The following is a 16,230-nucleotide window of genomic DNA, read 5'->3' on the forward strand; positions in this document are numbered from 1 at the left end:
GGGCGGCCCGCTGGGCGAGCGCGGCGCGGGCGATGGCGTCGCCGGAGTGCCGGGCGTCCAGGCCGAGAACGGCGAACAGCCAGGACCAGCCGTGCTGCCAGATCAGGGCCAGCAGCCGCGCGGGCCCCGGCCGGGAGGACGGATCGTCCTCCGGTGCCCCGCCGCCGAGCTTCTGCCGCAGCTGGAGTTCGATCAGCCAGGCGGCCAGCGCCGGGACGGCTGCGAGGACGGGCCGTGCCATCCAGTTGGGGGCGTGGGCGGCGTTCATGCCGGCGGAGAAGGCGACCAGCATCCAGGCGGTGCGGTGCATCAGCCGCAGCTGCCGCGTCCAGCCGAGGGTGGGGTCGGCGGCGCGGTAGAGCATGACCAGCAGCGTCATCTCCGCCGCGTCGAAGACCCCGATGAACGCGGCGGCCAGCGGCTCGGGCAGGTGCACGGTCTGGGTGGCGAACCCCCACAGGCCGTACACGGACACGGCGACGCCGCCGAGGGCGACGAACGCCTGCGGGCCGATGCCCGACAGCAACACCGACCGCCGCAACGCGCGCACGCCCGCCACGACCACGGCCACCGCGAGGACGGCCACGGTCAGCGGCAGGGCCCACGACAGCCAGGACGGCTGATCGGGGATGAGATGGAGCAGCTCGGTCACCCGTCCTCACCTCCCCGCGGGGCAGGCAGGACACAGCGGCGGATATGCCAGAGGACCTCAGTGAGGGAGCGGCCGTCGTCCGGCCCCCAGGTAATGCGTGAAGTTCCCGCCGCCGCACTGGACTGGGCGTCCTCCACGGTGCGGTGGACGCTGTGCAGCACGCCGTAGCGCAGCAGGACATAGATGGTGACCGGGGCAGCGGCGTCGGCGGTGAGCCCGTCGACCTCGGCGCGCAGCTGGTCTGCCGCGTGCTGGGCGACGTCCCGGTCCCACACGGCTGTGGCGGTCCGGGCCTCCGCGTGGTCCAGCTCTGCGCGCAGCGCGACCTGCGCGGTCATCTCCCGGGCCACCGCCTTGTCGGTGGCGGCGCGGGCGGTCTCCAGCTCGGCCTGGAGACGGGTGCGCTCGGACTCCAGGTCGGCCAGGCGGCGGGCGGTGATCAGGCGCAGCATCACGCGGCCTCCCCCTCGGCGGCGGTACGGCGGTCGGGGAGCGGGAGGACTTCGGCGAGCGTGTGCCGGGCGGTCCCGGACGGGCGACCGGTGTCGGACAGGACGATCAGGTGCGGGTGGGCGTCGAGCAGGTCGGCGGCGGCGTGCAGGGCGCGGTCGTAGAGGTGGGGGTCGTCGGCGAGGATGTCGCGGCCGGCGTCGAGGCGGGCGGCGCGCTCCTGGTCGGTCTCGGTGTTGTCGCCGACCCACAGGTCGACGGGCGTGCTGAGGGCGAGGTCGAGCAGGTCGGTGTCGGTGGCCACCAGGTGGCGGCCGATGTAAGTGCGCATGGGGTGCCCTCCAGGGCATGCGAAGACGGGCGCCCGGCACGAGGCCGGGCGCCCGGAGGAGGCGGGTGTCAGGGGAGGTGGGGGATGTCGCGCAGGTGGATCTGCCGCTCGTCCGGGGCGGGCTCGGGAGCGGGCTGCGGCTCGGAGGGCGTGTTACTCATCGCCGTCACCGCCGCTCTCGTCGTACGGGCCGAACAGGGCGTGGTCGAGGTCGTCGTCGTTGGCGGTGGGGCCGTCGAGCGGGGGCGTGTCCGCCATCAGCGGCGACCCCCCGTCCGGACGCGGCGCAGAGCCTCGTCGAAGTCCGGGTCGGAGTCGGTGGGGTGCGGCGGCGGGGCCGCAAATGCCATGCTGTCGCGCACAGGTAGTCCTTTCACCGAGGTGCCTGTGTCGCGCCGTCCGGGTGGCCGCCCGGACGGCGCTCCGTGTGTCGGGCGTGTGCCCGCGGCTCGCCATCACGGCGGGCCGCAGTGCCCCGGCCGGGAGTTGAACCCGGCCTGCGACCATCGGGGCTAGGGACGCTGGTGGCCCCGCGCGGCGGCGCCACCAGCGGGTTGGCCAGACCTCAGCCCTCGTTTCCGGCGTCGTTGCCGTTGCCGTAGTACGTCTTGTTCATGACGGCGGCGGTGTCACCGCTCCCGTGGTGGTGAATCCCCCCGTTGATCACGACATCGCCGGTCTGGAAGACGGAGCCCTCAACGTCCGAGCCCTGGACCTGGTTGTGCGTCTCGTTGCCGCTCATTTCTCTCCTTGGTGAGGCGGAGCGGTGCGCGTCTTCGCGCACTCCGCCGGCACCAGTCCGGCCGCCGGGGCGGGGGCTGGTGACGACGGGCAGCGCGAGGCTGCGAAGTGTTGGTGGCGCGGTGCGCCGAATGCCTTCTTAGGGCTGCCGGGGCGGGGCCCCGGTGCGTCATGTCGTGGCTGTGACGCGCGCCGCGTGTGTGCGGCGCCTCAGCTGCGGCCGCCCTCGTTGGGGTGTTGGCATGGCCGCGAGGACGGTCTTCACCCATCCGTCCGTGGGGGCGATCTGTCTCATCTCGCCACATGCCGGGACTTCGCTGTACCTCCCCACGCCCCGGTGTCCGGAGCGGTATGCCACACGTAGGGGGAGAGCGTCGTTCACCTCGGCGGTTCGCCCCCGGTCTCTCGACCTAGACGCCTGCCGTGGCCCCCGCTCTCGCGACGGTCCCGCACGATCACTGTTCAGTTCTCAAGCCAACAGCCGCTTCCTTCGGGCACCGCTTGGCGGCACCCTCCGGGCGTTTGCGCCCCATCTGGTGCGCACCAGTAGGTTGGCATCTGGTGCGCACCAGAGTCAAGGTGGATCGCTGAATTGAGTGGCGGTCACCCCTCGGCGCACATCAAGGGGACCGCGTAGAGGGGGTGCTGCGGCAGCCAACTAACCTTCATGGGCCGCTAGTTAAGGGTTGCCGTTAACCCCTTTTGACCTGCGGCGATGTGAGGCACCATGACCTGGCAGCGATCGGACCGACGCCGAACGGAGCACCTTGTGAGCGCAGGATCAGAACTGCGAAACGCGCGGGCAGCGCGCGGCTGGTCTCAGGAACGGCTCATCCGTGAGATCGAGCAGTACGCCCGACAGAACCTCACCGACGTTGCCTCCACCGCGAGTCTGCGGGTGTACGTGTCGGAGTGGGAGAACGGGCGGCGCTCGATCTCGGACCGCTACGCGGCGATCCTGCGAAACGTCCTCGGCGTCACCGATGGCGAGCTGAGGGGCGTCACCCAGAAGCCGACGATCCCGGTGGCGGGCGGCTACGACGACTTGCTGAGCCGGATCGATTCCGCCGGCAGCGTCAGCGTGTCAATGGTGAAGGCGTTCAACGATCAGACCGAGCTGCTCCGCACCATGGACCGGCAGATGGGTGCCGCGAGTCTCGTCGACCAGATGACGGGGCATCTTGCCGCCCTTGAGGACACGCTGAACTTCGCTGTGCTGCCTACCGCGCGCCGCCCCGTGGCGCTCGCGCTCGCCGGGGCGTCCACCCTCGCCGCGTGGCAGGCGATCAATTCCGGGGCGGTTGAGCGGGCATGGCGGCATTACGAGTTGGCGAAGCGTGCTGCGCGCGACGCCGAGGAGCCGATGTACCTGGCCCACGCGATGGGCGAGCAGGCGTACGTGCTCTGCGATGCCGGTCGGCCGGCGCTGGGAGTAGATCTCGTCCGCGACGCTCAGCGCACCCTTGGACGCGGTGGCTCACCCCGGCTTCGGGCGTGGCTGTACGCGGCTGAGGCGGAGCTGTGTGCGCACGCCGGAATGGCGGACGACTGCAAGCGCGTGCTGGACTCGGCCATGGACGTGGTCCCATCAGGCCCGGAGGACCGGGACCCGGACATGCCCAGCATCTTCCTGAACGGCGCCCATCTCGCCCGGTGGCGCGGCAGCATTCTCGGCCTACTCGGCGACGGCGACGCCGTGACCAGTCTCTACGGGGCGCTTGAGGTGATGGACCCCACCTTCGTGCGGGCGCGGGCGGGGCTCCACGCCGACCTGGCGCACGCACACCTTGCCCGCGCCGAGTGCGACGACGCGATCGTCCATCTCCGGCAGGCGCGGACGTTGGCGAGCCGCACCGGCTCGGTGCGGCAGCGCCGACGCGTCGATCTGCTCAGTGAGCGGCTGTGACGCTCTGCTTGCCCCTGGTTGCCAGGATGTGAAGCAACGCGACCAGGGTTCCGGACCCCAGCAGCTCACCGCGGGCCATGAGCCCCGGGATATCGGCGAGCGGCACCCACTCGATGTGCCCGGCCTCCTCCAGGTCGGTCGGCTCTCCCACCTTCTCCGCCCCACGAGCCACGAAGATCTCGTGTGGTGAGTCGACCATGCCGACCATGGGCTGGTAGGTGACCACGTGCTCAAGGTTCTTCGGGCGCCACCCCGTCTCCTCGACGACTTCCCGCAGCGCGGTCTTCTCCGGCGCCTCCCCTTCGTCGACGATGCCGCCGGGCAGCTCCCACCCGAACCGCTGCGGGACGAAGCGGTACCGCCACATCATGAGCACGCGCTCTTGGTCGTCGATCACGGCCGTGACGGCGACGTGGTGCAGCCGCACCACGTGGTGCTCGAACCGCTTCATGCCGGGCGGCTCTACATCCCACAGCTGAAGCTTGACCCACCGGTTGTCGTAGATGTCGCGCTCGCCATGGATACGCCATGGCGCCGGCCCGTCCGGCGTCTTCAGGCTCACCGCGCCCGGGACGCGGTACGCACTCCGGCCCCGGACTTCCAGGGCCCCCTCCGCCACGAGGCGAGCGAGAACCTGCCGGAGTGCCGTGCGCCCGATGGCCAGTTCCTCGGTCAGGGTCCGTTCAGAAGGGAACTTCTCGCCCGGGGCGTACCTACCCTCGGCGAGGCGTTCGCGCAGCGTCTCGTAGACCTTGGTCGTCTTGGGTCCCATCCGCGGAGCACTCTCCGTTCTGAGGTGGTGCGTACCAGCGTAACGGGGGCGGGTCATGGTGCCTCCAATGGGGATGATCGCGATCGGGGGTATCGCGATCGGGGGTGAGGGGGAACATGCAGGCCAGACGTGCCCTGCTGGGCCGTCTGTGGGCCGTCGAAGGGCGACCGGAGATCACCGACAACGACCAATAACGACGGTGGGGGCGCAAGATGCTCCTGCGCCCCCACCGTCGTTTTCCCAGCTAAACCCACGTGTCCAGCCACATCCTCTGGTGCCACGCCGACTTGGGGATCGGCAGGCCCGTGTAGATCGGGTAGAAGTACACGAAGTTCCAGGCGATGAGGAGGACGAGGACGCCCGCGCCGACCGCGCCGACGGTGCGGCGGCGTTCGGAGCAGCCGGGCGGGCCCAGCAGCGCGCCGGTCATCATCGCCAGTGCCAGGCACAGGAACGGGACGAACACCACCGCGTAGAAGAGGAAGATGGTCCGCTCCTGGTAGACGAACCACGGCAGCAGGCCCGCCGCGACCCCGCAGGCGATGGCCCCGGCCCGCCAGTCCCGCCGGAACGCCCACCGGTACAGGACGTAGAGCAGCGCGAAGCAGGCGGCCCACCACAGCAGCGGGGTGCCCAGCGCCAGGACCTCGCGGGCGCAGCCCTCGGCGGCGGTACAGCCGTCCTGGCCGGCCTTGGGGTCCTCGTAGAAGTACGAGACGGGGCGGCCCAGGACCAGCCAGCTCCAGGGGTTGGACTGGTAGGTGTGCGGGGTGGTGAGGCCGGTGTGGAACGAGTAGACCTCGGTCTGGTAGTGCCACAGGCTGCGCAGCCAGTCCGGCAGCCAGGTCCAGGCGCTGTCGCGGCCCTCGGGGGTGGTGGCCCAGTTGCGGTAGTAGCCGTTGCGGCCGGCGATCCAGCCCGTCCACGACACCAGATAGGTGGCGAGGGCCACGACGACGGTCGCGCCGAAGGCGGGCACCACGTCGCGGCGCAGCACCGACCGCACCGGGCGCCGGGCCCCGGCCGTCCGGCGGGCCCCTACGTCCCACAGCACCGACATCAGGGCGAAGGCGGCCAGGAAGTACAGGCCGTTCCACTTCGTGGCGGCCGACAGCCCCAGGCACAGCCCGGCCACCAGCCGCCACGGCCGCCACCCCAGCCGCATCCGGTCGCCGATCTCCGCGTCCGGCCGCACCCGCCCGTCGGCGTCCTCCGGCAGCGCCGCCGCCAGCCGCGCCCGCGTACGGTCCCGGTCGAGCAGCAGCGCCCCGAACGCGGCCACCACCCAGAACATCACGATCAGATCGAGCAGCGCGGTACGGCTCATCACGAAGTGCAGCCCGTCGACCGCGAGCAGCCCGCCCGCCAGGCAGCCCAGCGCCGTCGACCGCGTCAGCCGCCGCCCGATCCGGCAGATCATCAGCACCGACAACGTGCCGAGCAGCGCCACCATGAACCGCCAGCCGAACGGGTTCATGCCGAAGGCCCACTCGCCGAGGGCGATCAGCCACTTCCCGACCGGGGGATGCACCACGTACGACGGATCGGGGCCGAGCTGGATCGACGGGTGCGCGGCGACCAGCGCGTCATTGGCGTCCTTGGACCAGGTGCCCTCGTAGCCGTACCGCAGCAGGGACCAGGCGTCCTTGGGGTAGTACGTCTCGTCGAATATCACCTTGTGCGGGCTGCCGAGGTTCCAGAACCGCAGCACACCGGCGAACAGCGTCACCAGGAGCGGCCCGCCCCAGCCCGACCAGCGCGCCAGCCGCGCGGCGAGCGCGGGCCGGACACCGCACAGCTCCCACAGCCGCACCCCCGGCTCGGGGAACGGCGGCACCAGCCGCGCGCGCAGATCGACAGGGGGGCGGCCGGTGTACCCGAAGCGGCGCAGCCGCTGCCGCCACACGGGCGGCCGACGGCCCGGCTGCGGTGCGTGGGGGGCTGCGGCGTCGGTCGCGGTCTCACTGGTCACCCGTCCCATCGTAGGGAAGGGGCCTGTGGACGGCGGAGGACGACACCGGGCGTCGCCCGCGATCCCGCGGGGACGTGGCACGGCGCGCGGCTGGGAGGATGGTGGGCGTGACTGGAACGCTCGTACTCGCAGGAACGCCCATCGGCGATGTGGCGGACGCCCCGCCGCGGCTCGCCAGGGAACTGGCCGCCGCCGATGTGATCGCGGCCGAGGACACCCGCCGGCTGCGGCGGCTGACCCAGGCGCTGGACGTACGGCCCGCGGGGCGGATCGTGTCGTACTTCGAGGGCAACGAGGCGGCCCGCACCCCGGAGCTGGCCCAGGCGCTGGCGGGCGGCGCGCGGGTGCTGCTGGTCACCGACGCGGGCATGCCGTCCGTCTCCGACCCCGGCTACCGGCTGGTCGCCGCCGCCGTCGAGCGCGGGGTCACCGTCACCGCGGTGCCCGGCCCGAGCGCCGTGCTGACCGCCCTCGCGGTCTCCGGCCTCCCGGTGGACCGTTTCTGCTTCGAGGGGTTCCCGCCCCGCAAGGCCGGCGAGCGGCTCGCCCGGCTGCGCGAGGTCGCGGGAGAGCGCCGCACCCTCGTCTACTTCGAGTCCCCGCACCGCCTCGACGACACCCTCGCCGCGATGGCCGAGGTCTTCGGCGCCGACCGCCGCGCCGCCGTCTGCCGCGAGCTGACCAAGACGTACGAGGAGGTCCGGCGCGGCCCCCTCGGCGAACTCGCCGCCTGGGCCGCCGAGGGAGTCCGCGGGGAGATCACCGTCGTGGTCGAGGGCGCGCCCGAGGCCGCGCCGGGAGACGTGGGGCCCGAGGAACTGGTGCGCCGGGTGCGGCTGCGCGAGGAGGCGGGGGAGCGGCGCAAGGAGGCCATCGCCGCCGTCGCCGCGGAGGCGGGCCTCCCCAAGCGCGAGGTGTTCGACGCCGTCGTCGCCGCCAAGAACGCGCCATCGTCCTGAGCCCCCGGGCGGCTCCCGGCGCTCTCCGTGGCGCAAACCCGGCTCCCGCGGGTAAACGAACGCCCCTGGAAGGTAAAGGGCAAGGGCGCCCGAAGGGGCCTTTCCCCTGCGTTCCGCCAAATCTCCGCCAACAGGTAAGAACCCCTGCTGCGCCGCGGTCCGGAAAGGCGTCCACTGGACAAGGGGCCGAACGGTCCCCGGACACCTTGTCCTGCGGACAAGAGGAGCGCGAATGAGCACGTGCAGCGAGCGGACCGACCCGCGGCGGGCATGCCGCGGGAACAGCGGGGGTGCGGCATGAGTGAGCTTGCCGGGACCGGCACCAGGACCACCACCACCGGGCGCGTCGATCGCGACCCGGTGGTCCACGAGGCGTACGCCTTCGCCTGCATGCAATGCGGCCATGGCTGGGAACAGGCGTACGAAATACGACACGCGGTGGACGCCACCGGCACCACCCGCGCCGTCTACTACGCGGACGGACAGCGCGTCCCGTCCCCGCTGACCCACCCCGGCTGCACCGGCTGCGGCAGCACCGTGGTGCGCATCATGCGCGCCGGGCAGGTCTCGAAGGTGTCGGACGCCGTGGAACGCATGCACCGGCCCCGCCCCGCGGCCGCCAAGCCCCGCACGAACGGGAACGGGGACGGCGACGGCACGCCCGTACGCCACCACTTCCACCTCTCCGACCTGCTGCACCCCTTCCAGCACCACGACAGTCACACCTGAGCCCCGGCGGCCGCGGGGCGGCCGGGCAGGAGCCGCCGGCCGCGGTCCTCGTAGGATCGCGGCCATGGCCCAGCACGCCCAGACCCCGTCCCCGACGTCCGACAAGGACGCGCCGCCGCCGCTGCCCGAGCCGCTGCGGGTCCCCGTCGCCGACTCGCACACCCACCTCGACATGCAGTCCGGCACCGTCGAGGAGGCCCTGGCCAAGGCCGCTTCCGTCGGCGTCACCACCGTCGTCCAGGTCGGCTGCGACCTCGCCGGCTCCCGCTGGGCCGCCGAGACCGCCGCCGCCCACGAGCCGGTGCACGCCGCCGTCGCCCTCCACCCCAACGAGGCACCCCGGATCGTCCACGGCGACCCCGACGGCTGGTCCCGGCAGGGCGCCCGCGCGCCCGGCGGGGACGGCGCGCTCGACGCGGCCCTCGACGGCATCGACGCGCTCGCCGCTCTCCCGTACGTCCGCGGCGTCGGCGAGACCGGCCTCGATTACTTCCGTACCGGGCCCGAGGGCATGGCCGCCCAGGAGCGGTCCTTCCGCGCCCACATCGAGATCGCCAAGCGGCACGGCAAGACCCTGGTCATCCACGACCGCGAGGCCCACGACGACGTACTGCGCGTCCTGCGCGAGGAGGGCGCCCCCGACCGCGTCGTCTTCCACTGCTTCTCCGGCGACGCCGCGATGGCGGAGGTCTGCGCGGAGGCGGGCTGGTTCCTCTCCTTCGCCGGCAACGTCACCTTCAAGAACGCCCGGCCGCTGCGCGAGGCCCTTGCCGTCGCCCCGCCCGAGCTGGTCCTCGTCGAGACCGACGCGCCGTTCCTGACCCCCGCCCCCTACCGCGGCCGCCCCAACGCCCCCTACCTCATCCCCGTCACCCTCCGGGCGATGGCCGAGGTCAAGGGCATGACGGAGGACGCGCTGGCCACCGCCGTCGCCGCGAACACGGCACGGGCCTTCGGGTACTGAGACGGGCGGGATGCGGGGTGCGCGGTGCCGCCCCCGTAAGCTGCACCGGTGAGCAAGAGCAGCACGCATGAAGAGGGCGGCCCCCTTCTCGGCCCCGCCGACGTCCGGGAACTGGCCGCCGCGCTGGGGGTACGTCCCACCAAGCAGCGCGGCCAGAACTTCGTCATCGACGCCAACACCGTCCGCCGGATCGTCCGCGCCGCCGAGGTGCGTCCCGACGACGTGGTCGTGGAGGTCGGACCGGGCCTCGGGTCGCTGACCCTCGCGCTGCTGGAGGCCGCCGACCGGGTCACCGCCGTCGAGATCGACGACGTCCTCGCGGCCGCCCTGCCGTCCACCGTCGCCGCCCGGATGCCGGAGCGCGCCGACCGCTTCGCGCTGGTCCACAGCGACGCGATGCACGTCACCGAGCTGCCCGGCCCGCCGCCCACCGCGCTCGTCGCCAACCTCCCCTACAACGTCGCGGTGCCCGTCCTGCTGCACATGCTCGCGACCTTCCCGACCATCGAGCGCACCCTCGTCATGGTCCAGTCCGAGGTCGCCGACCGGCTCGCCGCCCGCCCCGGCAACAAGGTCTACGGCGTCCCGTCCGTCAAGGCCAACTGGTACGCCGAGGTCAAGCGGGCCGGCGCCATCGGCCGCAATGTCTTCTGGCCCGCGCCCAACGTCGACTCCGGCCTGGTCGAACTCGTCCGCCGCGAGCGGCCCGTGGCCACCACCGCCACCCGCGACGAGGTCTTCGCCGTGGTCGACGCCGCGTTCGCCCAGCGCCGCAAGACGCTGCGGGCCGCGCTGGCCGGCTGGGCGGGCTCGGCCGCCGCCGCGGAGGCCGCCCTGGTCGCCGCCGGGATCTCGCCGCAGGCCCGCGGCGAGGCCCTGACCGTCGAGGAGTTCGCCCGCATCGCCGAGCACCGGAACGCAGCAGGAACCGGGGGAGAGAAGGCATGAACGCAGCGGTCACCGTCCGGGTGCCGGCCAAGGTCAACGTCCAGCTCGCGGTGGGCGCCGCCCGCCCCGACGGCTTCCACGACCTCGCCAACGTCTTCCTCGCCGTCGGCCTGTACGACGAGGTCACCGCCACCCCCGCCGACACCCTGCGGATCACCGCCGAGGGCAACGACACCGACCGCGTACCGCTGGACCGGACGAACCTCGCCGCCCGCGCCGCCGAACTCCTCGCCGCCCGCCACGGCATCGAGCCCCGCGTCCACCTGCACATCGCCAAGGACATCCCCGTCGCCGGCGGTATGGCGGGCGGCAGCGCCGACGCCGCGGGCGCCCTGCTCGCCTGCGACGCCCTCTGGAAGACCGGCGCCACTCGCGACGAACTCCTCGACATCTGCGCGGAGTTGGGCAGCGACGTACCGTTCAGCCTGGTCGGCGGCGCGGCCCTGGGCCGCGGCCGGGGCGAACTCCTCACCCCGCTCCCCGTCGGCGGAACCTTCCACTGGGTCTTCGCCGTCGCCGACGGCGGCCTGTCCACCCCGGCCGTCTACCGCGAGTTCGACCGGCTGACGGAGGGCACCGACGTCCCCGCCCCCGAACCGTCCCCCGCCCTGCTCGCCGCCCTCGCATCCGGCGACAGCGCCGCCCTCGCCGCCGTCCTCGCCAACGACCTCCAGCCCGCCGCCCTCTCCCTGCGCCCCTCCCTGGCCGCCACCCTGGACGCCGGCACCGCCGCGGGCGCCCTGGCCGCCCTGGTCTCCGGCTCCGGCCCGACCACCGCTTTCCTCGCGGCCGACGCGGAGCGGGCCGCCCGTATCGCCGCCGCCCTCCGCGCCTCGGGCACCTGCCGCACGGCCCGCACCGCGGCGGGCCCCGTGCCCGGGGCCACCCTTATGCGTGAAGAGTGACGGACCGCTCACACAGCGGCATTGTCGCGGCGTACCGTGCCGAGGAATCGGGTTGTACCGGACAACCGGCAAACAGCGGTGGTGAGTCATGCCTCCTCGCAAGGACACCGATCCCTCAGCCAGCGTTCCCTGCTTCTACGGCGCGGAAATGCGCTATCTCAGGGAACATGCGGGCTTCACCCTGGAACAGCTTGCGGAAGGCAGCTTCCACGGCATCTCCTTGCTCAGCCAGATCGAGCGCGGTGAGCGCAGCATGCCCCTACACCTGGCCATTCACATCGACAAGAAGCTCAACACCAACGGCTTTTTCGAGCGCCGCTGTGAAGCGGTGCGAATGGCCCGCAAGTCCGGGCACGCGGAGTACTTCGCGGACGCGCTGGAGATGGAGCAGTGCGCGGAGACGATCGAGGACTGGGCGCCGATGCTGGTCCCCGGCCTGCTCCAGACACCGGCGTATACGCGGACGGTTGTGCGGGCCGCTATGCCGCGTGCCTCGGACGAGGAAGTGGAGACGAAGGTGAATGCCCGGATGGGACGGGCGGCACTCTTCGACTCGGGGAACCCACCGAAGTTCTGGGCAATCGTCGACGAATCGCTGATCCGTCGACCGGTGCTTGCGGGCGAGCAGTTGGTGGAACTGCTGGACCATATCGCGAAGGTCATCAGGGCCACACATTCCATTCTGCAGATCGTCCCGGAAACCAGCGCTACCCATCCCTTCATGATGGGCATGACGAGGATCATGACCTTCGCGGACGCTCCTCCCGTCGTGTACGTCGAGAGCCTGCACAGCGGCCAACTCATCGACTATCCACCGCTCGTGAGGCAGTACCGGGAGTCGTACGATCTGCTCAGGGCCGCCGCACTGTCGCCCGCGGCGTCTCTGTCCATGATCGAGACAGCGGCAGAGGACTTCCGAAATGGCAAGCACAGCACTCGACCTGAGTAGCGTCGCGTGGCGCAAGAGCAGCTACAGCAACGGCACCGGCGGCGACTGCGTCGAGGTCGGCGAGGGCTTCCCCGGAGCCGCCCTTTGGCGCAAGAGCAGCCACAGCAACGGCACCGGCGGCGAATGCGTCGAGGTGGCGGACGGCCTGCCCGGCATCGTCCCCGTCCGCGACAGCAAGCACCCGGACGGTCCGGTACTGGTCTTCCCGGCCGCCGGGTGGGCGTCGTTCGTCTCGGCCGTCAAGGGCGGGGATTCGCACGGGCGTTGAGCGGGGTGTCGGCCTTCGCGGTGGAATGAGGGCCGACGGCGGGCGAGCGCCGGCGGCGAGCCCGCCCCGTCACCCGGCAGCCAGTACCCCCGCGACCAGTTCCCCGGCCCGCAGCGCGTGTTCCGCCGTGGTCGGGCGGCAACGATCGGCCACCGGGTCGTACTCCGTCATGATCACGCCCGCGTGGTCGGTGACGGGCTCTTGAAGCGTCACCGGGGCACCGGCCGCGCGCAGAGCGGCGGCGAAGCCGCGGGAGCACTCGGGGTCCACGACGGTGTCGCGGGTGCCGTGGACGAGCCGGACCGGGGCGCACGGCAACCGGCCCGCCGCCACATCGTCCAGCGGCGGGACACTGGTGGTGCGGGCCGGAAGCTCGTACCGCCCCGCCACACCCACCACCGCGTCCGGCCGCCACCCGCCCACCACATCGGGCCGCAGCGCGACGCCCAGCGCGGCGGTCGCTCCCGCCGACCACCCGGCGAGCACGAACGGTCCTCCGTCCCCCGCCGCCCCACGCGCGAAGGCCAGCGACTCCAGCAGATGCGCCCGCCCACCGTCCGCCGCGTCCGACCGCCAATCGGGCACCATCACCCACACCCCGCGCCCCGCCACCGCCTGCGCCAACGGCCCCAGCACATCCCGCTCATCGGGGCCGACCCCGTGCCACAACAGCACCACGGGCAGTACCCCGTCCGCCCCCACCGGCCGATACACATCCACCGGCTTCCCGCCCGGCCCCGGCACGCACGCGTACTCCGCCGCCACTGCCCCACCCTGCTCGCCCGTCATGGCGGGGACTCTAAACGACCACCCTGGAGGGACCCGGAGGCGCCCTACAGCGCGTCGATCGCGGTCAGGTCGATGGCGATGTCGATGGCGTAGGGCTTGTCGACCTTGATCCGGTCGCGGTGGATGCCCATGTGCACGTACGCCTTGGTGATCGGGTCGAGTTCGTAAACGTGGATGACGGGCGGGCTGTCGGGGTCGTTCTGCTCGACGCGCCAGAAGTGCGGGATGCCGGCCGCTGCGTATTTCTGCGGTTTGGTCGTGCGGTCGCGGGACTCCGACTCCGGGGAAACGACCTCGATGGCGAGGAGGACATCCCTGGCCTGGTATCTCGTCTGGTGCTGCCCGGTGATCGCCTCTGCACGGATCACGCTCACGTCCGGCTCGGGACCGTTGCGTTTGTCGAGGACGATGGTCATCTCGCGCTTGACCTTGAACTCGGTCGGCCGACTCTGCCGCAGGCCATGGATCAACAGGTCGACCATGTCGGCGTGGAAGCTGCGCTGCGGACTCACGAAGATCAGGCTCCCGTCGAGCAGTTCGGTGTGCGGCGGGAGATCTGGCAGTGTGAACAGGTCGTCCACCGTGTACCCGTCCAGCGGGGGCATCGGCCAGTGATGCTGCTCGACGAATTCGGCGGTCATGGTTCCTCCCATGGGTGGGATTCTTTGGCCTGCTCGTCCACGGTAGCGGCCAGAATCACATCACGTCATCACAAAGAGTGACCGTGTCGCGACCGCGTCACGCCCCCGCGATCCCCAGCGCCACCAGCCACGCCAGGGCGGGCAGGCAGGCGGCGAGGAACAGGCACACCGCGCCCGAGGGGCGGCGGTTGCCCACGCCGGCCACGATGAGGACCGCGGAGATCAGGGCGGCGCCCCAGGGGACGTAGCCCACGATCTGCTGGCCGGTGGCGGTGCAGATGGTCCGGGTGTCGCCCTCGAAGCAGTTGTCGCTCGCCATGGCCAGGAACGGGGCGAACAGTGCGGTGGCCGCGGCGAAGCCGAGCAGGAGGATGCCGAGGGCGATCCGGCCCAGCACCTCGCCGGTGGTCGGGCCGTCGTCGGGCGTGGTGGGGGTGGCCCGGGGCGGTGCGTCGTTCATGGGGAGAACGCTATGCACGCGGTCCGGCGGGGGCCTGGGGACGGATACCTACGTGAGATGCGCCAGGTACTCAGGTGACGGGAGCGACGAGAGCGACAGGAGGGGGAGCCAGGTGGCGGTCTCCGTCCCCGGCGGAAGGCCCTCCGCGCGCCGATTACGCTGGGAACGTCGATCGAGGCGAAGCGCAGGAGTGAGATGGCCGTCAATCTCGTCAATCTGGAAGCCGTGGGCAAGGTGTACGGGACCCGTGCCCTGCTCGACGGTGTCTCGCTCGGCGTCAACGAGGGGGACCGGATCGGCGTCGTCGGGCGCAACGGGGACGGTAAGACCACCCTGATCCGGATTCTCGCCAAGCTGGAGGAGGCGGACGGCGGGCGGGTCACCCACTCCGGGGACCTGCGGCTCGGTGTGCTGACCCAGCACGACTCCCTGGACCCGGCCGCCACCGTCCGGCAGGAGGTCATCGGCGACCTCGCCGACCACGAGTGGGCGGGCAACGCCAAGATCCGCGATGTGCTGACCGGGCTGTTCGGCGGGCTGGACCTGCCGGGATTCGGGCAGGGCCTGGACACCGTCATCGGCCCGCTGTCCGGTGGCGAGCGCCGGCGGATCGCGCTGGCCAAGCTGCTGATCGCCGAACAGGACCTGATCGTCCTCGACGAGCCCACCAACCACCTCGACGTCGAGGGCATCTCCTGGCTCGCCGGCCACCTGAGGGCCCGCCGCTCGGCGCTGGTGGTCGTCACCCACGACCGCTGGTTCCTCGACCAGGTCTGCACCCGGATGTGGGACGTGCAGCGCGGCACCGTCTACGAGTACGAGGGCGGCTACAGCGACTACGTCTTCGCCCGCGCCGAGCGGGAGCGCATCGCCGCGACCGAGGAGGCCAAGCGGCAGAACCTGATGCGCAAGGAGCTGGCGTGGCTGCGGCGCGGCGCCCCGGCGCGCACCAGCAAGCCCCGGTTCCGGATCGAGGCCGCCAACGAGCTGATCGCGGACGTGCCGCCGCCGCGCGACACCGCCGAGCTGATGAAGTTCGCGAGTTCGCGGCTGGGCAAGACCGTCTTCGACCTGGAGGACGTGACCGTCCAGGCCGGTTCCAAGCTGCTGCTCAAGCATCTGACCTGGCAGCTCGGCCCCGGCGACCGCATCGGTCTGGTCGGCGTCAACGGCGCGGGCAAGACCTCGCTGCTGCGGGCGCTGGCCGAGGCGGCGCGTACGGAGGGCGAGCGGCAGCCCGCGGCCGGCCGGATCGTCGTCGGCAAGACCGTCAAGCTGGCATATCTCTCGCAGGAGGTCGCCGAACTCGACCCGACCTGGCGGGTGCTGGAGGCCGTGCAGCGGGTGCGGGAACGCGTCGATCTCGGCAAGGGACGGGAGATGACGGCGGGGCAGCTGTGCGAGAAGTTCGGCTTCACCAAGGAGAAGCAGTGGACACCGGTCGGCGACCTCTCCGGCGGTGAGCGCCGGCGGCTCCAGATCCTGCGGCTGCTGATGGACGAACCGAACGTCCTCTTCCTCGACGAGCCCACCAACGACCTCGACATCGAGACGCTGACCCAGCTGGAGGACCTGCTCGACGGCTGGCCCGGCTCGATGATCGTCATCAGCCACGACCGGTACTTCGTCGAGCGCACCACCGACCGCGTCTTCGCGCTGCTCGGCGACGCCGCGCTGCGGATGCTGCCGCGCGGTCTCGACGAGTACCTGGAGCGGCGGCAGCGGATGAGCGAGGCGGCGGCGCCCGCGCCCGCGCCGGCCGCCGCCCCGCGCAAGCCCGCCGCTCCAGGTACT

Annotated in this window: 17 protein-coding genes and 1 pseudogene; 9 read left to right on the top strand and 9 right to left on the bottom strand. The window is 72.0% G+C overall.

Annotated features, from left to right (window positions below; genetic code table 11):
- The 4 genes and pseudogenes from AC51EU_RS16935 to AC51EU_RS16950 form a co-directional block, all read right to left on the bottom strand.
- A pseudogene (locus AC51EU_RS16935) lies at nt 1-652 on the bottom strand (hypothetical protein); the annotation flags it as partial.
- Nucleotides 649-1,104 (bottom strand): hypothetical protein, encoded by a 456-nt coding sequence (locus AC51EU_RS16940; protein WP_496267794.1) that lies wholly within the window; start codon nt 1,102-1,104, stop codon nt 649-651. The pseudogene AC51EU_RS16935 and the gene AC51EU_RS16940, both read right to left, overlap by 4 nt.
- Nucleotides 1,104-1,433 (bottom strand): hypothetical protein, encoded by a 330-nt coding sequence (locus AC51EU_RS16945; protein ID WP_496267795.1) that lies wholly within the window; start codon nt 1,431-1,433, stop codon nt 1,104-1,106. The genes AC51EU_RS16940 and AC51EU_RS16945 overlap by 1 nt, the downstream gene beginning before the upstream one ends.
- A 565-nt stretch (nt 1,434-1,998) precedes the next feature.
- Nucleotides 1,999-2,175, bottom strand: a complete 177-nt coding sequence (locus AC51EU_RS16950; RefSeq protein WP_496267796.1) for a hypothetical protein — start codon at nt 2,173-2,175, stop codon at nt 1,999-2,001.
- Nucleotides 2,176-3,072: 897 nt separating this feature from the next.
- On the opposite strand from AC51EU_RS16950, the gene AC51EU_RS16955 reads away from it, so the two are divergent.
- On the top strand, nt 3,073-4,080 hold the full coding sequence (locus tag AC51EU_RS16955; protein ID WP_496267815.1) for an NsdA family TPR-like regulatory protein: 1,008 nt from the start codon (nt 3,073-3,075) through the stop codon (nt 4,078-4,080).
- Here AC51EU_RS16955 and AC51EU_RS16960 read toward each other — a convergent pair.
- Complete coding sequence (locus AC51EU_RS16960; RefSeq protein ID WP_496267798.1) at nt 4,064-4,852, bottom strand: NUDIX domain-containing protein; 789 nt, start codon at nt 4,850-4,852, stop codon at nt 4,064-4,066. The two genes, AC51EU_RS16955 and AC51EU_RS16960, sit on opposite strands and share 17 nt — an antisense overlap.
- Before the next feature lie 244 nt (nt 4,853-5,096).
- On the bottom strand, nt 5,097-6,833 hold the full coding sequence (locus AC51EU_RS16965) for a dolichyl-phosphate-mannose--protein mannosyltransferase (protein ID WP_496267800.1): 1,737 nt from the start codon (nt 6,831-6,833) through the stop codon (nt 5,097-5,099).
- A gap of 98 nt (nt 6,834-6,931) precedes the next feature.
- Between AC51EU_RS16965 and rsmI the strand changes: the two genes are divergently transcribed.
- The 7 genes from rsmI (at nt 6,932) to AC51EU_RS17000 (ending at nt 12,546) form a co-directional block, all read left to right on the top strand.
- The gene (gene rsmI, locus AC51EU_RS16970) at nt 6,932-7,783 is read left to right on the top strand and encodes a 16S rRNA (cytidine(1402)-2'-O)-methyltransferase (protein ID WP_496267802.1); all 852 of its coding nucleotides are present in this window, start codon (nt 6,932-6,934) and stop codon (nt 7,781-7,783) included.
- A gap of 297 nt (nt 7,784-8,080) precedes the next feature.
- Nucleotides 8,081-8,512, top strand: coding sequence for a hypothetical protein (locus tag AC51EU_RS16975; RefSeq protein WP_496267804.1), 432 nt, complete (start codon nt 8,081-8,083; stop codon nt 8,510-8,512).
- A 64-nt stretch (nt 8,513-8,576) separates the two neighbouring features.
- Nucleotides 8,577-9,476, top strand: a complete 900-nt coding sequence (locus tag AC51EU_RS16980; RefSeq protein WP_496267805.1) for a TatD family hydrolase — start codon at nt 8,577-8,579, stop codon at nt 9,474-9,476.
- 48 nt (nt 9,477-9,524) lie between these two features.
- On the top strand, nt 9,525-10,424 hold the full coding sequence (gene rsmA / locus AC51EU_RS16985) for a 16S rRNA (adenine(1518)-N(6)/adenine(1519)-N(6))-dimethyltransferase RsmA (protein ID WP_496267807.1): 900 nt from the start codon (nt 9,525-9,527) through the stop codon (nt 10,422-10,424).
- Complete coding sequence (locus tag AC51EU_RS16990) at nt 10,421-11,329, top strand: 4-(cytidine 5'-diphospho)-2-C-methyl-D-erythritol kinase (protein WP_496267808.1); 909 nt, start codon at nt 10,421-10,423, stop codon at nt 11,327-11,329. Before rsmA ends, AC51EU_RS16990 begins: the two co-directional genes overlap by 4 nt.
- Before the next feature lie 88 nt (nt 11,330-11,417).
- The gene (locus AC51EU_RS16995) at nt 11,418-12,278 is read left to right on the top strand and encodes a helix-turn-helix domain-containing protein (protein ID WP_496267809.1); all 861 of its coding nucleotides are present in this window, start codon (nt 11,418-11,420) and stop codon (nt 12,276-12,278) included.
- Complete coding sequence (locus tag AC51EU_RS17000) at nt 12,250-12,546, top strand: DUF397 domain-containing protein (protein ID WP_496267810.1); 297 nt, start codon at nt 12,250-12,252, stop codon at nt 12,544-12,546. Before AC51EU_RS16995 ends, AC51EU_RS17000 begins: the two co-directional genes overlap by 29 nt.
- Nucleotides 12,547-12,615: 69 nt before the next feature.
- Here the strand turns inward: AC51EU_RS17000 and AC51EU_RS17005 are convergent, their stop codons facing one another.
- The 3 genes from AC51EU_RS17005 to AC51EU_RS17015 form a co-directional block, all read right to left on the bottom strand.
- The gene (locus tag AC51EU_RS17005) at nt 12,616-13,335 is read right to left on the bottom strand and encodes an alpha/beta hydrolase (protein ID WP_496267811.1); all 720 of its coding nucleotides are present in this window, start codon (nt 13,333-13,335) and stop codon (nt 12,616-12,618) included.
- A 44-nt stretch (nt 13,336-13,379) separates the two neighbouring features.
- Complete coding sequence (locus AC51EU_RS17010; RefSeq protein ID WP_496267812.1) at nt 13,380-13,976, bottom strand: Uma2 family endonuclease; 597 nt, start codon at nt 13,974-13,976, stop codon at nt 13,380-13,382.
- 97 nt (nt 13,977-14,073) lie between these two features.
- Nucleotides 14,074-14,436, bottom strand: coding sequence for a hypothetical protein (locus AC51EU_RS17015; RefSeq protein WP_496267813.1), 363 nt, complete (start codon nt 14,434-14,436; stop codon nt 14,074-14,076).
- Between the two features lie 195 nt (nt 14,437-14,631).
- On the opposite strand from AC51EU_RS17015, the gene AC51EU_RS17020 reads away from it, so the two are divergent.
- Nucleotides 14,632-16,230: ABC-F family ATP-binding cassette domain-containing protein (locus AC51EU_RS17020; protein WP_496267814.1), on the top strand; the 1,599-nt coding region annotated here is incomplete at its 3' end.

The organism is Candidatus Streptomyces philanthi, from assembly GCF_059553635.1.

Coding starts and splice junctions, on each gene's coding strand:
- AC51EU_RS17010 (WP_496267812.1), bottom strand. CDS start 13,976: ATGACCGCCGAATTCGTCGAGCAGCATCACTGGCCGATGCCCCCGCTG.
- AC51EU_RS16965 (WP_496267800.1), bottom strand. CDS start 6,833: ATGGGACGGGTGACCAGTGAGACCGCGACCGACGCCGCAGCCCCCCAC.
- AC51EU_RS16960 (WP_496267798.1), bottom strand. CDS start 4,852: ATGGGACCCAAGACGACCAAGGTCTACGAGACGCTGCGCGAACGCCTC.
- AC51EU_RS17005 (WP_496267811.1), bottom strand. CDS start 13,335: ATGACGGGCGAGCAGGGTGGGGCAGTGGCGGCGGAGTACGCGTGCGTG.
- AC51EU_RS16995 (WP_496267809.1), top strand. CDS start 11,418: ATGCCTCCTCGCAAGGACACCGATCCCTCAGCCAGCGTTCCCTGCTTC.
- AC51EU_RS16940 (WP_496267794.1), bottom strand. CDS start 1,104: ATGCTGCGCCTGATCACCGCCCGCCGCCTGGCCGACCTGGAGTCCGAG.
- AC51EU_RS16945 (WP_496267795.1), bottom strand. CDS start 1,433: ATGCGCACTTACATCGGCCGCCACCTGGTGGCCACCGACACCGACCTG.
- AC51EU_RS16975 (WP_496267804.1), top strand. CDS start 8,081: ATGAGTGAGCTTGCCGGGACCGGCACCAGGACCACCACCACCGGGCGC.
- AC51EU_RS16980 (WP_496267805.1), top strand. CDS start 8,577: ATGGCCCAGCACGCCCAGACCCCGTCCCCGACGTCCGACAAGGACGCG.
- AC51EU_RS16950 (WP_496267796.1), bottom strand. CDS start 2,175: ATGAGCGGCAACGAGACGCACAACCAGGTCCAGGGCTCGGACGTTGAG.
- AC51EU_RS17015 (WP_496267813.1), bottom strand. CDS start 14,436: ATGAACGACGCACCGCCCCGGGCCACCCCCACCACGCCCGACGACGGC.
- AC51EU_RS17000 (WP_496267810.1), top strand. CDS start 12,250: ATGGCAAGCACAGCACTCGACCTGAGTAGCGTCGCGTGGCGCAAGAGC.
- AC51EU_RS16990 (WP_496267808.1), top strand. CDS start 10,421: ATGAACGCAGCGGTCACCGTCCGGGTGCCGGCCAAGGTCAACGTCCAG.